Genomic DNA, 15267 nt, shown 5'->3' on the forward strand with positions numbered 1-15267 from the left:
CGTTGCGCTGACCGCACAACTCCGCCAACTCCCCGAACAACACCTCAAGACGCTCGCTCGCGGTCACCCCCACGGCGTCAGCAGATGCGGTCAACGACATGACCACATCATCGCAGCCACCACCGACAAAACCGGACCGTGAGACCCGCGCTGAATGCGCCAATTCAGGTTCTCGCGAGCAGACACAAAATCGCGTGCGCGCGATCCGTTTGCGTGCGGTTTTGCGTCTGCTCATGCGGGCGAGCGCTCAGGCGTGGCGCGTGGCCTCTTGGGCAAGCTGGACGCGCGAAGCCAGGCCAAGCTTGGTGTAGATGTGAGTGAGGTGGGTCTCGACCGTGCGCGGTGAGATGAAGAGCCTTGTGGCGATGTCCTTGTTGCCCAAGCCCTCGCTGACGAGCCGGACGACGTCGAGTTCCGCCGGAGTGAGCGACGCCCAGCCGGTGGACGGGCGCTTGCGTTCGCCGCGGCCGCGCCGCGCGTAGGCGATCGCCTCCTCGGTGGACAACGCGGCGCCCTCGGCCCAGGCGGCGTCGAAGTCGTTCGGGTCCATGGCATCTCGCAGCGCCGTGACCGACGCTTCGTAGTCGGCTTCGCGTACCGCGTACCGCACCTCGCCGGTGCGCCGCCGGACGCCCTCCGCCGCACCGAAGAGCCGGGCTGCCTCGAAATAACTCTCGGCTCGCGCGGCCAGACGAGCTAGACAGTCGAAGATGTCGGGCACGCCTAGCTGTGCTCCTGTGTCGGCCGCGCACGCCAGCGCGTCGTGCGCGTCACGCTCGGCCGCTTCTGCCTCGTCCTCTACGAGCGCAACGCGGGCACGGGCATTCAACGCCATTACCCGAAACATCCCTCGGGTTGAGGACACCGCTCGATCGGCCGAGAGCCGGGCCGCAACGACATCGCCTGCGGCAAGCTCGGTTTCGGCTCGCCACGGCATGTTCGTCATATTGAAATCGGCACCAGGTAGGCGGCTATAGCCCTGTGTGAGGGCGTCTTTCGCTGCGGCGACGTCGCCCGCGGCCAGGTGTGCGGCACCTAACGCGAGATAGCCGAGTCCCTCGACCGCCGCGCCGAGCTCAGCGGCGGACTCGATGGCCGTTTCGGCGGCGGCGAGCGCCTCCGTCCTCTTACCCTGCCACCCAAGGACAAAGCTTTGCGTCATCAGGGCGTTGAACCGGGTCAACTGGTCGCCGGCAGCATCGGCGTCGGCGATCAACTCCCGGAATTCGTCCTCGGCGCCTTGGAGGTCGCCACGCATCGCCCGACCTCCGGCGATCCCCCATAGGCGGCACTGACCCGAGGCGACCCGGTCACCGATCGCGTCGGCAAGGTCACGCCCTTCTTCGGCCGCACGCTCTGATATCGGCAGGCCAGCGATCATGGTCGCGTACGCCTGGAAGCCCAGCAGCTGACTCAGCCTCCATTTGTCGCCCAGGGCGCGCGCCGACTCGATGGCCTCGGCGAAGTATGTCGCCGCCTGATCGGGCTTGAACGCGGCCGTACCCACGCAGCCGGTGAGGGCCCGGACCAATAAGGAGGGGTTGTCGAGCTGGCGCGCGATCGCAAGCGCCTCGGCGGCCTGTTCCTGCCGCTGCGGCATGCCCACCCACCCGTCCAACAGGGCCACGTCGGCCAGCGCCCGCGCCAGTACCGCCGGCGCCACCTCCCCGTCGACGGTCTTCAGGTCGGCCAGCGCCTCGTCGATCCAACTCATCCCTTCGCGTAGGCGGCCGCGCGTGAGCCACAGCGGCTGCAGCGACGAAGCGAGCTGCAGCGCGAGCTCGAGGTCGAGGTTTTCGCGGCTCCAGGCGAACGCCGCTCGCAGGTTATCGATCTCGGCTTCTATCTGCTCGACACGTCCCTGGTGGCCGGTCTCCGCTGGGGCGTCGAGCAGGGCGGCCATCGCGGTGTAGTAGTCGCGGTGACGCGCCCGCACGGCATCGGCTTCGCCGGACTCGCCGAGCTTTTCCAGCGCGTACTGCCGTACGGTTTCGAGCAGCCGGTACCGCGTTCGGCCGCCGGTGTTGTCCGCCACCACCAGCGATTTGTCCACCAGCAGGGTGAGCTGATCGAGGACCTGGTAGCGCTCGACTTCCGTGCCGCCGGCCACGGCACGGGCCGCGGCGAGATCGAAGCCACCCATGAACGGCGCAAGCCGGCGAAACAGCACCCGCTCGGACTCGGTCAGCAGGGCGTGGGACCAATCCACCGAGGCGCGCAACGTCTGCTGACGGCGCACCGCGGTGCGCCGACCGCCGGTCAACAGCCGGAAGCGGTCGTTCAAGCTGTCCACGATCTCCTCGAGTGACAGCGCCCGCACCCGGGCGGCCGCCAGTTCGATGGCGAGCGGCATGCCGTCGAGGCGACGGCAGATCTCCTGCACCGCGTGCAGGTTCTCATCGGTCATCATGAAATCGGATCGCACCCGGCGGGCCCGTTCCGCGAACAACTCGACCGCCTCGTCGTCCACGGAGAGGGACGGCACCCGCCAAATGACCTCGCCGTCGACGCCGATCGGCTCGCGACTCGTCGCCAATAGCGCCAAGCCGGGACAGGCGCTCAACAGCGCGGTGGTCAGCTCGGCAACCCCCTCCAGCAGGTGCTCGCAGTTGTCGAGAACGACCAACATCCGTCGGCCTGCAATGAACCGGATCAGCGTCGCGGTTGTGGAATGCCCCGGTTGTTCCTGCAGGCCGAGGGCACCCGCCATCGCGACCGGCACCAGATCGGGGTCGGCGATCGGCGCCAGGTCGACGTACCAGACTCCGTCATCGAAATCGCCGGTCATCTGGCCCGCTACCTGGATGGCCAGCCGGGTTTTGCCCACGCCGCCCGCGCCGGTCAAGGTCACCAGCCGGTTGGCGGCGAGGCTCTGCCGCACATCGTCGATCTCCGCGCCACGGCCGACGAAACTCGTCAGCGGTACCGGCAAATGCTCAGCGGCAACGGATTTCGATGTTCGAAGGGGCGGGAAGTCGTTGCGAATATCCGAATGACAGAGCTGCACCGCCCGTTCGGGACGGGCGACGCCGCGCAGTTCGTGCCTGCCGAGATCGGTCAGCCACGCGTTGGCCGGAAGCGCATCGGCCACCAAATCCTCGGTGGTACCCGAGAGCAACGTCTGGCCGCCGTGGCCAAGGTCTCGTAGGCGCGCAGTCCGATTGATCGTGGAGCCCACGTAGTTACCTTCATCGCGCAACTGCACCTCGCCGGTATGCACGCCGATGCGCAATCGGATCGGGGCCAGCGGCGCCCGCTGCAATGCCAAGGCGCACGCGACCGCTTCGGTTGCGCGGGCGAACGCCACCACGAAGCTGTCGCCCTCCCCCTGTTCGACGGGCCGCACCCCGCCATACGTGTCGAGCAACTCGGCCAGCGTGCGGTCCAGGCGAGCAAACGCGGCCGTCATCGCCTCGGGCTCGCTCTCCCACAGCCGCGTCGAGCCCTCGACGTCCGCGAGCAGCAGCGTCACCGTTCCAGTTGGCAGCACGTCGCTCCAGTTCAACTCCGCGCGCGGGTCAGTTTCGGTCATGCTAGCCAGCATCTCGGGACGGTGAACCGCAAACATCGGGGAAATCCCGTATCTGGCCCCGGCCGCGGTCCCGCGTCGACGAAACGTCGCGCCAGCCGCCCAACCCGCTCATATCCGCGACCGGCCGGCCGCCCAGTTACGGGTTCTCCCCAGTCTGACGCTCCGAAAATTGCACAGTCGAATCGGACGCACAGGCCGAGGAGGACCGCCATGACCGTGATCATCAACAGCGCTCCGAGCGAGCACTGAACCGGCAGTGCCCCCGCCGCGTGTGTGAGCGCTACCCGTGGCGCCACTGGAAACTTCGCCACCTCGAAAGTTACGTGGATCCACCCTGGCCGAGCACCTGGCCGGTGAACGCCTAAGTGATATCTCGCAACATAATTCGCGTTCACTGCGCGAAAGTGGCGCCGAGCGATCTAGAATCCCGCTTGTGATGACCCCGTCTTACCCCTGGGGGGGCGATCGAGGGCAAATTGCGCGGCACCTTCGGCTGCCGTATCAGACGCTCCGCCAACGGCGGGCGCGACGTTTGTGCCACAGTTTCGAACGGGTGGGCGTTCGGACGGCACCGGAGCGGCTGCGGGCAATGCTCGATGGCGCGCCGCTGGCGGCACACGAAATGATCAACGTGAACTTCGCGTTGATCGCGATCCGGCTCGACCGCGAATCGCGCGCGGCGCGCTACAAGCGGTTGAAGAAGCGCGGCGCCCGTTCGCTGTTGTTCGCGGGCCTGGTCATGGTGGTGCTCAACTTCTTGATGTGCATGGCCTACGTGTTGCTGAACCTGGCGGAGTCGGCGCCTTTGTAGGGCTTCAGCGCGGTGCGACGATGCCGTTGTCGTAGGCGTAGACGATCGCGGCGGCCCGGTCCCGCAGATCGAGCTTTCCGAAGATCCGCCCGACGTGGCTTTTGACCGTGACGCCTGAGATGCACAATTTGTCGGCGATCTCCGTATTCGACAGACCCTGGCCGATCAACGTCAGGACGTCGAGTTCGCGGCTGGTCAGCTCCCCGATCGCGGCGCCGCGGGGACCGGGAGCGGCCTCGCGGTACGTGGTGAGCACGCGCGAGGTGACCGCGGGATCGAGATAGCTGTCGCCCCTGGCAACAGCCCGCACCGCGCGGATCAGTTCCTCGGCGGACGAGTCTTTGAGCACGAAACCGGCCGCGCCGGCACGCAGTGCTCCCGATAACAGCTCGTCCTCGTTGAAGGTCGTCAGGGCGAGTACCGGCGGCCGGCCGCCCAGCCTGCGCGTCGCCTCAATCCCGTCGACGCGGCGCATCCGCAGATCCATCACGACGACGTCGGGCCGGTGCTCGGCCACCGCGCCCGGCACCTCGTCACCGTCGGCGCACTCCGCGACGATGGCGAAACCGTCCTTGCGGCGCAGGATCCGGCGCAGGCCCGAGCGCACCAAGTCCTGGTCGTCGACGAGCAGCACGGTGATCTCGGGCGTTGCGTCGATCATGCCTTGCACCACCATTGGCGCCAGGCGGCGTCGCCTTCGTGCAACGGGATTTCGGCGCACACCGCCCACCCGTCGCCGGTGGGGCCTACGTCGATGGCCCCGCCGAGCAGCTCGACCCGCTGGCGCATGCCACGCACGCCGCGGCCCTCGACCGATTGCGCGGCCACCACCGCCGCGGGAAGCCGGTTGGTGATGGCGAGTCTCGCCGAGGCCGACGAGATATCCAACATGACACCGGCTTTCGATTCCGGAGCATGCTTGGCGATGTTGGCCAGTGACTCCTGGGTAATGCGGTATAGCGCGAGGCCGGCTGCCGCGGACACGTGATCGGTAGGCCCTTCGACGCAGAGCGAGACGGACAGACCGGCCCGCTGGAAACCCTCGACCAGCACCGAGATGTCGTCGATGCCGGGTTCGGGAGCGGTCTGCGCGGTCTTGGCCGGCCAGTTGTCGAGCAGTCCGACGGTACGTCGGATGTCTGCCATCGCCTGGCGGCCCAGCCGCTCGGCCTGCTCCAGGGCGTCGACCGCGTCATCGACGTCGCGGTCCTGCTGCAGCGCGCGGCGCGCACCGGTCACGTGCAACAGAGTGATGCTCAGCGAATGGGCGATGACATCGTGTACTTCGCGCGCGATGCGGCGACGTTCGTCGGCGGCGGCGTGCTCGGCCAACATGTCCTGCGCCGCAATCTGTTCCGCCAGCAGCAGCCGCTGGGTGCGCATCAGGTAACCGAGCAGCCAGCCCGTCCCGATGAAACCCAGGTACAGCACCACAGCGTCCAGGCGGTGCAGGGCGGACGCGGTGAGCAACATCGCGACGGCCGACATGGTTGCCAGCAAGCCGCCCAAGACTGACGCCAACGTCGAGACCACCAAGACCATCAACACCAAGAGCGCCGGTGCGAAATCGGCGTGAATGGGCGTGGACGTGCCGAACAGCGTCAGCGCGGTGGACGCCGACCAGGTTGCCCACAACGGCAACGGGGTGATCTTCGTGTTGAACACGAAAAACGCCACCTCGGGCGACAGGGCTATGGCGAACGCAGTCAGCGCCACGGGCAGATCGGCGGCGGGCCGTTGCAGCGTCCCGATCGTGCCGCCGAGCAAAAGCGAGACATCGACGGCGATCAAGGCCGCCCACGTGATACCGACGGGAATCAGCTCGCTTCGTCGACGCACCTGTTCCCGCAGGTAATTCGCTGCGGCATGCAACATCGTCCAATCCTAAAAGAGCTCGGCGCCTCATCACATCCTCCTGCGGTCGGCATGCGTCTCCGCCCGTGGTAGGAGACAAAGACTGCACTTCGGCACGACGCGCGCCGACCCTCTGCTCTCCTAGCGTCGAGTCATGACATGGACACTGCTGCACGACCGCATGGCCTTCATGGCCGAGGTGATACGAGCCGCCGAGACGGACCCCGAGGCGGCACTTGCGTTGATCGACAAGTCATCCGAGGTGCCCGAGCTGTTCGGCGACAAGGAGGGCTTGATGCTTTCACTCGGCCACCGATGGATCACGATGCTGGTGGCCAAACTGGATCAGGCGGCCTACGAGGGCGCTTCGGCCGAACAGGTGCGTGCCGATCTCGAAGCCGCCCATCCCGGGCTGCACGCGTTGGTGAAGATCGGCACCCGCTGCTCGCTGCGCGTGCGCTCCCTCACGCGTGGTGAGCATGTGGCCGTGGGCTTGTTCGGCGGGCCCACCAGTGATCGGCAGACCGTTGCATGACCGAACGGGCAGCCTTGCGCGTCTGACCAGCCGGTACGCGGTCCTCGTCGCCGGCCTATGGGTCCTGGCGGCGGGAATCGCTAATGTGGCGGTCCCGCAATTGGAGCGGGTCGTGGACTCCCATGCCCGGTCCTTCATGCCGACCGGCGCGCCGAGCGCGGTGGCCGCCGCCCGGGCCGCCCGGCTATTCAACCAGACGCCCAGCAATAACTTCGTTTACGTTGTGCTGGAACGCAATCAGCGGCTGGCGCCGCAGGATCGCCGGTTCTACGATGCGCTGACGACATCGCTCGGCTCGGATCGGCGCCACGTGTATGCGGTGACCGACCTGTGGTCGCAGCAGGCCACCGCCGCCGGCGCGCAGAGCCCGGACGGCAAGGCGGTCAGCGTGATGGTGCGGCTGGCCGGGATGCTGGGCACCGCGCAGGCGCGTGATTCGGTGAACGCCGTGCGCGGGGCCGTCCAAAAGCTCTCACCGCCGCCGGGCCTGGTAGTCCATGTCACGGGTCCCGGTGCCACAATCGTCGACGAATTCTCCGCGATCGATCGGCAGATGCTCAAAATCACCGGCGCCACCATCGGGCTCATTCTGCTATTGCTGCTGGTGGTCTACCGATCACCCATCCCAGCCGCGATCCCGCTGATCTCGGTCGGACTCGCGCTGGCTCTGGCTCGCGCCGTCGTCGCCGCCCTAGGCCAGGCCAATGTGGTTGAGGTGTCGCTTTTTTCGGTGGCGCTCATGGCCGCCATGACATTGGGCGCGGGGACCGACTACGCGATCTTCCTGGTGGGCCGCTACCACGAAGGCCGGCGCCGCGGCGTGGCTCCGACCCAGGCGTTGACGCAGGCCTACCGGTCCATCGCGCCCGTGGTAATTGGATCGGCGCTCACCGTGTCGGTGGCACTGGCGTGCCTGGTCTTCGCGAAGGTGGGCGCCTTCCGCAGCGCCGGGTTGCCCTGCGCGATCGGCATTCTGGCGACCATGGTCGCGGCACTGACCCTGACGCCCGCGCTCATGAGCCTGGCGATACGCCGGGGGTATCTCGAGCCGCGTCCGTCGAAAACGGCGCATCGCTGGCGTCGTGTCGGAACGGCCGTGGCGCGGTGGCCCGGACCGATCCTGGTCACTGCGCTGGCGTCGACCCTGCTGGTCGCGTTGCCGTTGGTCGGCATGCGGGTCGGCTTCAACGAACCCGCTGCCACGCCGTCGTCCGCCGACTCTAACCGTGGTTATGCCAGCGCCGACCGGCATTTCGCGGCCAACGCACTGCTGCCCGATGTCATCGCAATCCAGGCCGACCACGACCTACGCAATCCAGCCGGCCTGATCGCCATCGAGCGAATCACCCGCCACATCATGGCCGTGCCGGGGGTGCGTGCGGTGCAATCCGCCAGCCGCCCCGACGGCAAGGTGCCCGAACAGGCGACGTTGAGCTATCAGGCCGGTGTGCTCGGCCGTCAGTTCGGTGAAACCATGGATTCGCTGACGCAGCGCCTCAAGCGAGTCTCCGAACTGGACAGTGCGCTGGCGCAGACCCAGGCTGCGGTCGACGGGTTGGGCAGCGGATTGCGCGGTGGCAGTGCCGGATTGGCCGACATGTCCGGCGCCGCGCAAGAAATGCGAGCCGGGATGGACGGACTGCAGCAAAATGTCACTACGGTGTCGGGTTACCTCGACCCGCTGCGGGACTTCGTCGGGCGCACCCCCGACTGCGCCACCAATCCGATCTGCTCGACAGTGGACCGGGTACTCCAGCCCGTCGATAGCCTGGTGCAGACATCCGCCGACCTGGGTTCGGGCGCGGCCAAGCTCACCAGCGGATCGAGCACGGCCGCCGCCGCGATGGCGACCCTGCCGCAGAGTGTGGCATCGATGCGAGATGCGTTGGGGCAAGCGCGTTCGGCCACGCACGACTTGTTGAGTCTGTCCGACGCGCTCGGGCCCCAAATGCACCGGCTGACCGATTACCTGAACGAGATCGCCACACAGTTTCAGGGCAGCGCAGCGGCGGACTTCTACATGCCGCAGCGGGCGTTGACCGACCCCCGGTACACCACGGCGCTGGGCCACCTGGTCTCAGAGAACGGCCGTGCCGCTTACCTGCTGGTGTATGGCGATGGGTCGGAGTGGGGTGCCAACGGTGTCGAGCGCGCGGGCCAGGTGCGCGCCGCCATCAGGGAGGCCACCAAGGAAGGCACCCTGACTCCGACCGAGGTCGACCTCGCCGGAGTTGGACCGGTAACCGCCGATCTGCAGCGTTTTGTCGCCGGGGACACCACGCTTCTGGTGTGTGCCGCACTGGTTCTCATCTTCCTCATCGTCACGGCCATGTTGCGCAGCCCGGTCGCGGGACTGGTCGTGGTCGGGACCGTCGTCACCTCCTACGCGTCGGCCGTCGGTGCCAGCGTGCTGATCTGGCAGCACCTGCTCCATCACGACCTGCACTGGGCCGTGGCCCCGATCGCCTTCATCGCGCTGACCGCCGTCGGCGCGGACTACAACCTGCTGCTGGCGTTGCGCATCAAACAGGAAGCGGCGGCGGGCCTGAAGACCGGCATCATCCGGGCGTTCGGCGGTACCGGCGGCGTGGTCACGATAGCGGGTGTCATCTTCGGACTGACCATGCTGGCGCAGCTGAGTAGCAGCGTGCTCAGCATCGCCCAGATCGGCACGACGATCGCGGTCGGATTGCTACTGGACACGCTGGTGGTGCGGACGTTCATCGTGCCGTCGATCGTGACGCTACTGGGCCGGTGGTTCTGGTGGCCGAGTCCGCTTCCCCGCCACACCGTCCCGTCGTCGATGAAAACGCCCGAGCCGCAGCTGGTTACTGCGGTGGCGGTGTAACCGACGAGGGCAGCCCGACCAGAACGCCTTCGACGTCTCCGTCGACGCTGACCAGCAGTCCGCGCCCCGGCGGCAGTGTTTGCGCGCGGACGTTTCGGTTGATCCGGTTCTGCGGATCGTTGTCCATGTACAGCTGCGCGACCTTCGCCGAGTTCTGGAAGCGCATCCATGGATCCATTTGCAGCGTAGCCCAGTTCGCGCTGTTGCGGGTGGTGAAGACGTGCAACCCGATCTGCCGCGCACGCTCCATCAGCTTCCAAAGCGCCGCGCCCACCGGGGGTTTGGGCGGGTAGCTCTGATCCGGGCGCAGGTCCTGGATGTCGTCGATGAGCACAAAGTGCCGCGGTCCTTCCCAGGGTTTGAGTGCGCGTAACTCCTCCTGACTCAGCCCTTTCGGGGGCAGCCGCGGCAGCAGGACCTGCTGGGCCAGTGCGGTGACCACCTCGTCGATCTCATCCTGGTCATAGGCGTATGCGCGCACGTAACCCGGTCCGTGCAGATCCCGTAGACCGTGCGGTGCGGTCTTGGGGTCGATCAGCGTCAGCTGCGCTTCCTCGGGGCTGAATCGGTTCATGATCGCCTCACCAATGGCGACCAGCGACAGGGTTTTTCCGCACCCTTGCCGTCCCAAGATCATCAAACCGGGGCTCTCGCGCAGCCTGATGGGAACCGGGCCCAATTCGTGACGCTCGCCGATGGCGAAAGAGATCGACAGGTCATCGCCGCTGGGGTGCGCGGCCTCGTAGTCCAGAATCGCCTTCAGCGCCACCCGCTGCGGCAGGCGCTGCAGGGTGGCGTGCTTGGTGACTCCGGCGACATCCGCGATGCGTGCGCCGACGTCGACGATGCTCACTACCGCGCCGGTGTTCGGATCGGTCAGGGCCGGAACACCCACCCGTAGCTCGTGCAAGCTGTCGGTCAGGCCGAAGCCGGGCCGGTTCAGCGTCCGCCGCGCCGCGTCGCGTGACTCGAGCGACGAGTGGCCCATTTGACTTTCGCTCGGGTCGGCCAGCCGCAATTGGATGCGCGCGGTGGCGTTTTGCAGCAGGCTTTGTCGCTGGCCGTGAATCCAGCCGCCGGCGCTGCACATCAGGTGCACCCCGTATTCGGGGCCGCGGCTGCTCAGCGAGATGATGCGGTCGCCCAGCACGGTGTCTTTCGAGTACAGGTCGTCGTAGTCATCGACCACCACGAAGACATCGCCGAACGGGTCGCCGGCGTCGGTGCCGCCCAATCCGTCGCTGCCCGGGCCGAATCGGCGCTCGCGGAAACCGTCGAGGTCGATCTTGAGGCGCCGGAACGAGTCCTCGCGGGCGTCGATCAACGCGTCCATGCTGCTTAAAATGCGCTCGATACCCTCGGCGTCCTTTGGCGAGACGATATCGGTGACGTGGGGCAACGATGCGGCCTGGGCGAGGGTGGCGCCGCCGATGCAGAAGAACGTCACGCGCGACGGGCTGTACATCGTTGCCGCCGAGCACATCAGCGTCATCAGCGTGGTGGTCTTGCCGCGCTGCTTGGCACCCACCACGATCACATTGCTGCGCAACGCATCCACCGCGTGAACGATCTGCTTGGACTCTTCCGGGATGTCCATGACACCGACCGGGAACATCAACCCCGCGTTGTGTCCGTAGTCGACGTGCCAGGGTTTGCCGCGGTATCCCGCGACCAGGGCGTCGATGGACTCGGGCTCCTCCAGTGGCTCCAGCCAAGGTCGGCGCGGTGAGCGGTGGGGCACGTCGTGCAACGACTCGCGCAGCACGTCGACGATCTTCTTCCGCTTGAAACCATCTTCGTAGTAGAGGAATTCGTCGGGCTCGGCGTCTACGGCGGCGGCTGCTTCCAACGCCGAGGCGTCGGAGGCGTCCAGTGGCTGGAATTGCCAGTTGTAAAGCCGCGGCTTGGTCAAGGTCATGTCGACGGTGGTGGCCACCTCCTTGGCCTTCGGCACCACAAAGGGGGCGGAAAGATAGAAGCAGCGGAATGGTTCGAGATCACGCGGTCCCACCTTCAGCAGGCCGAAACCGTTTTCCTTCGACGGTAGGTGGTAGGCGGCATCCGAGCCGATCACCTCGCGGCTGTCGTCGCCGGACTCGGCGCGCAGCGCGATGCGGAACGCGATGTTGGACTTGACCTTTTGCAGCGACGACAGGTCCAGCCGCTGCCCACCGAGCATGAAGAACACGTTGGCGCCGCGGCCCTCCTGGCCGATGTGGATGATGAGATTGATCCACTTCTCGTGGTTGGCGAACAGTTCCAGGTACTCATCGACGATGACGAGCAGGACCGGCACCGGGGGCAGATCCCGTCCGGCGAGCCGGATCTCTTCGTAGTCGTTGGCGTCGCGCGCGCCCACCGAGGTGAACAGCTCGTAGCGCTGCTTGATCTCACCGTCGATGACCCTGCGCATCCGCTCGGCCAGGTGCCGTTCGTCCTTGCCGAGGTTCGACAGCGCCGCCACCACATGGGGAATGCCCAAGATGTCCTGCGCCGCCGATTCGAATTTCATGTCGACGAAAATGACGTTGAACGTCTCCGGCGAGTGGGTCAGCGCGATGCCGTAGACCAACGACAGAAAGAATTCCGACTTACCCGAGCCACTGGTGCCGATGACCACCGAGTGGAACCCGAAGCCGCCGAAGTCTTTCGCACGGAGGATGATGTTCTGCAGCTCACCGTTGGGTTTGGCACCGACCGGGACCTCGCACCAACGCTCGTCGCCGCGCCCCCGCCGCTCGGACCATAACCGGTCGACATCCAGGTCGCGTGGGTCACCGATTCCCAGGGCCCGCAGCAGTTCGGTTGCGCCGCTGACCGAGTCGGCGATCTCACTGCGGCTCGTCGGCGACCAACGGGCCATGGCCCGCGCATACCGATAGGCGCGGTGCACGGAAAGCTGGTCGGCGTGGGCGAAAAACTTGTTACGCACCCGCAGCAGCGGTGCCGGGCGGTCGTCCTCGTCGTCGGCGTCGGAACCGACGCGGTGCAGAGCTATATCACCGTTAACCGCTCCCTTGGGCGCGCTGTGGCGCTCGCTGAGATCGAAGACCTGGTCATTGGCGAAGCCCACGCCGGTACCAATGCGGGAGGCGATGCGCAGCAAAGTGATTCCCGCCTTACCGACCTGCCCGGCCACGCTCTCCCAGGCATCGGGGCTGCCGGTGTTGTCGTCGACGATCACCAGGTGCGGGCCAAGATCGACCATGTCCGTGCCGGTTTCCAGCGTCGAGCCCATCGCGGTGGGGCTGACCGCGGCTAGCGGCGCCCATGCGCCGCGTTTGCCCTTCATGTGCAGCTGGGCACCGAGCGTTTCTTCGAGTTCCTCGGGCGTGGCGAAGACCAGACGCCGGAACCCGCACGCGTCGAACAGCTCATCGTGCAGGTTGTGCGGCAGCCAGATGATCCACGACCACACCTCGGGGTTACGGGTCACCACGAGCAGCTTGACGTCGCGCGGGTTGTGGAACACCGCCAGGGCGCACAGCACTGAGCGCATCAGCGAGCGCAGCCGATCCAGATCCGCACCGACGAAGCTGAATCCGGGCGCCGAGCGTAGGTTGACCACCTTGGCGATATCGCGAATCTTGCGCTGCTCCAGGATGAAATCGCGAAGGGCCTGCCCCGTGACGGGCTCTAGCTCCTCATCGGAGGCGATGTCGGGCCATGTCACTGACAGTACCGAGTCGGGTGCGTGTTGAACACCCGTGCCTAGGCGCACCTCCAGGAAGTCCGCGTCGGCGCGCCCGCGTTCCCACATCCTGGGGCCGCCGATGATGGCACCGAGCCCGCGGGGATCGGAGTGCACGGAGTTCTGCCATTCACGTTGCGCGCACACGGCGGTCTGGATCTCATCGCGGTTACTGTCAAGCTCACGAAGATAGCGGCGGCGGCCCTTTTCCATTTCGCCCCAAGTGATCTTGCGGGCACGCCCGAAGCGGCCGGAGAATGCCAGCATGCTGAAGGCGCCGATGCCCATCAGGGGGAAGAAGCCGGTGGTCAGGCTGCGCACACCCGAGACGTACAGCATGACGATGGTGCCGATGAGCGCGACGATCAGCGCCGGCACTCCGATCATCACCCAAATGTTGCGAGGCTCGCGTTCCGGCAGCGCGATCGGCGCACTGGGTGCTACCCGCACCGGTTTCGGCGGCTCGATCCTGACACGGTTGATGGGGAATGCTTTTTTGGACATTCTCTAGCCTCCGGGCTTCGCCGATGTGGTCACCACAGCCACCTTGCCGAACGCCGGGACGGTGTCCCGCGCCAACAGCGCTGCGTCCCTTGATAACTCCGGGCCCGCCGCGAAGGTCCGCAGCAGCGGCCAGGGTGCCTGGACTGCCGATCCCGGGTCCAGCCCCAGCGCGCGCAACGTCGTGTCGTCATTGGTGATGCCGAACCGAACCCCATTGTCGGAAACCCAAAACAACGATTCCCGCGAATCGGAGGTGACCACACCGCTGGTCGACGTCACGAAGTTGGCGGCGCCCGGCAACACCAGCACCTGGCTGGCGACCACCGAGGCCGGGTCGCGGTCGTCACGCACCAGGTGGACGATGCGGTTGTCGAGGTATGACGGCGTCGGAAGTCCGCGGCCGTTGTAGACCACAACACGCGCCTGCGGATCCGTCGAGCCCTTCTCCCACCCCACGCACGTAGTCGGATTGGCTGCGCTATCAATGAAATTCAGACGCTTGGTCGGGTAATAGTCCACCGCAAGCGAGGACACCTCGGGGATGTTGACCAGCACGTCGGGAGCAACCACGCGGGGCGCTGTCGAGCCATAGGAGTTGGCGCTGCGCAGAAGGTCGGCAACGAAGCTGGTGATCTTTTGCACGCCGTCGGGCAACAGCACATAGAACTGCTTGCCGCCGCTGGCCGTTTGGGACTGCAACACCGCGCCGACCTGGGAGCCCGAGACCCATGTCGAAGGCGTGCCCGCCAGTGGTACCGCGGGCACGCCGATCGGTTCCGTCGCCGGCAATGCGTCGTGGAGCGCCCGCGAAATCTCCACCGGCAGCGTCACTCCCGGGTCGAGTCCCAAGCTCAGCGTGACAGCCCTGTTCGTCGGATCGATCTGCGAGCGTTTGCCGCCCCAGATCACAAAAGTGTTGCCCTCGAACGTGACCAACACCCCGGCATCATCACTCAGCGGTGTGGCGCGGTCGAAGCCGTCGAGTTGTCCCGCGATCGAGGTCACTACCGGCCGCTCGGGGCTGCGTGGTCGCCCCGCCGTGTCGCACACCGCCCACGCCGACGTCGCCCCTCGATGAACCGGCATCGCTGCCGGCGCGCCAGGGATGCCAACGAGCGGTCCGGTCGGATACTTCGCTATCTCAGCCGGTTTCACCCACGTCGGCTGATTCGCCGTCCCCGTCGCCAGCCGGGCGGACGTCAAATTCAACACCGGGTACAGCCGGCCGTCAATCCTGGCGTAGAGGGCCCCGGAATCGCGGTCGCCGATGATCGCCGAATCACCGACAATGCCAGTGGGTTTGAGAACATTCAGCAGCAGCATCCATCCCGACGCGATGGCCACCAACAGTACCGACAACACCAGCGCGGCGGTCTGCTTGCGGTCATCGTGTTTCATGCGCACCGAAAAACGGGTGGTCGCGGCGCGCAGCCGTCGGTTATAGAACAGGTGCCCAGAGTTCTGGTCCCGGTTAGACAAACTCAGCGGCATG

8 protein-coding genes are annotated in these 15267 nt (G+C 66.5%); 3 read left to right on the forward strand and 5 right to left on the reverse strand.

The features are described 5' to 3' along the window. Positions 1-247: 247 nt before the first annotated feature. Positions 248-3532 (reverse strand): LuxR C-terminal-related transcriptional regulator, encoded by a 3285-nt coding sequence (locus A5686_RS02665; protein WP_067930766.1) that lies wholly within the window; start codon positions 3530-3532, stop codon positions 248-250. A gap of 553 nt (positions 3533-4085) precedes the next feature. Between A5686_RS02665 and A5686_RS02670 the strand changes: the two genes are divergently transcribed. Beyond that, positions 4086-4343: a hypothetical protein gene (locus A5686_RS02670; RefSeq protein ID WP_067930661.1), complete on the forward strand. Its 258-nt coding sequence runs from the start codon at positions 4086-4088 to the stop codon at positions 4341-4343. A gap of 4 nt (positions 4344-4347) precedes the next feature. Here A5686_RS02670 and A5686_RS02675 read toward each other — a convergent pair whose 3' ends face one another. Further along, positions 4348-5004 carry a response regulator transcription factor gene (locus A5686_RS02675; RefSeq protein WP_067930769.1) on the reverse strand — a complete coding sequence of 219 codons (657 nt, stop codon included), beginning with the start codon at positions 5002-5004 and terminating at the stop codon, positions 4348-4350. After that, entirely contained in the window at positions 5001-6218 is a 1218-nt protein-coding gene (locus A5686_RS02680; RefSeq protein ID WP_067930664.1) for a sensor histidine kinase, read from the reverse strand. The genes A5686_RS02675 and A5686_RS02680 overlap by 4 nt, the downstream gene beginning before the upstream one ends. Positions 6219-6351: 133 nt before the next feature. Here A5686_RS02680 and A5686_RS02685 point away from each other — a divergent pair, with 133 nt between their 5' ends. Together A5686_RS02685 and A5686_RS02690 are read left to right on the forward strand one after the other, a co-directional pair. Continuing rightward, positions 6352-6732, forward strand: coding sequence for a hypothetical protein (locus A5686_RS02685; RefSeq protein WP_067930667.1), 381 nt, complete (start codon positions 6352-6354; stop codon positions 6730-6732). Further along, entirely contained in the window at positions 6725-9580 is a 2856-nt protein-coding gene (locus A5686_RS02690; protein ID WP_067930772.1) for an RND family transporter, read from the forward strand. Before A5686_RS02685 ends, A5686_RS02690 begins: the two co-directional genes overlap by 8 nt. Here A5686_RS02690 and eccCa read toward each other — a convergent pair. Beyond that, complete coding sequence (gene eccCa, locus A5686_RS02695) at positions 9561-13775, reverse strand: type VII secretion protein EccCa (RefSeq protein WP_067930670.1); 4215 nt, start codon at positions 13773-13775, stop codon at positions 9561-9563. The two genes, A5686_RS02690 and eccCa, sit on opposite strands and share 20 nt — an antisense overlap. A gap of 3 nt (positions 13776-13778) precedes the next feature. Beyond that, positions 13779-15266, reverse strand: a complete 1488-nt coding sequence (eccB, locus tag A5686_RS02700) for a type VII secretion protein EccB (RefSeq protein ID WP_067930672.1) — start codon at positions 15264-15266, stop codon at positions 13779-13781. Position 15267 lies beyond the last annotated feature (1 nt).

Source organism: Mycobacterium sp. E2479 (assembly GCF_001667925.1).
In the GTDB taxonomy this organism is placed as follows: Bacteria; Actinomycetota; Actinomycetes; order Mycobacteriales; family Mycobacteriaceae; genus Mycobacterium.

Excerpts from the sequence above, each read along its gene's own strand:
- A5686_RS02665 (WP_067930766.1), bottom strand. The coding sequence starts at position 3,532 with ATGACCGAAACTGACCCGCGCGCGGAGTTGAACTGGAGCGACGTGCTG.
- A5686_RS02675 (WP_067930769.1), bottom strand. The coding sequence starts at position 5,004 with ATGATCGACGCAACGCCCGAGATCACCGTGCTGCTCGTCGACGACCAG.
- A5686_RS02680 (WP_067930664.1), bottom strand. The coding sequence starts at position 6,218 with ATGTTGCATGCCGCAGCGAATTACCTGCGGGAACAGGTGCGTCGACGA.
- A5686_RS02685 (WP_067930667.1), top strand. The coding sequence starts at position 6,352 with ATGACATGGACACTGCTGCACGACCGCATGGCCTTCATGGCCGAGGTG.
- eccCa (WP_067930670.1), bottom strand. The coding sequence starts at position 13,775 with ATGTCCAAAAAAGCATTCCCCATCAACCGTGTCAGGATCGAGCCGCCG.
- eccB (WP_067930672.1), bottom strand. The coding sequence starts at position 15,266 with ATGCCGCTGAGTTTGTCTAACCGGGACCAGAACTCTGGGCACCTGTTC.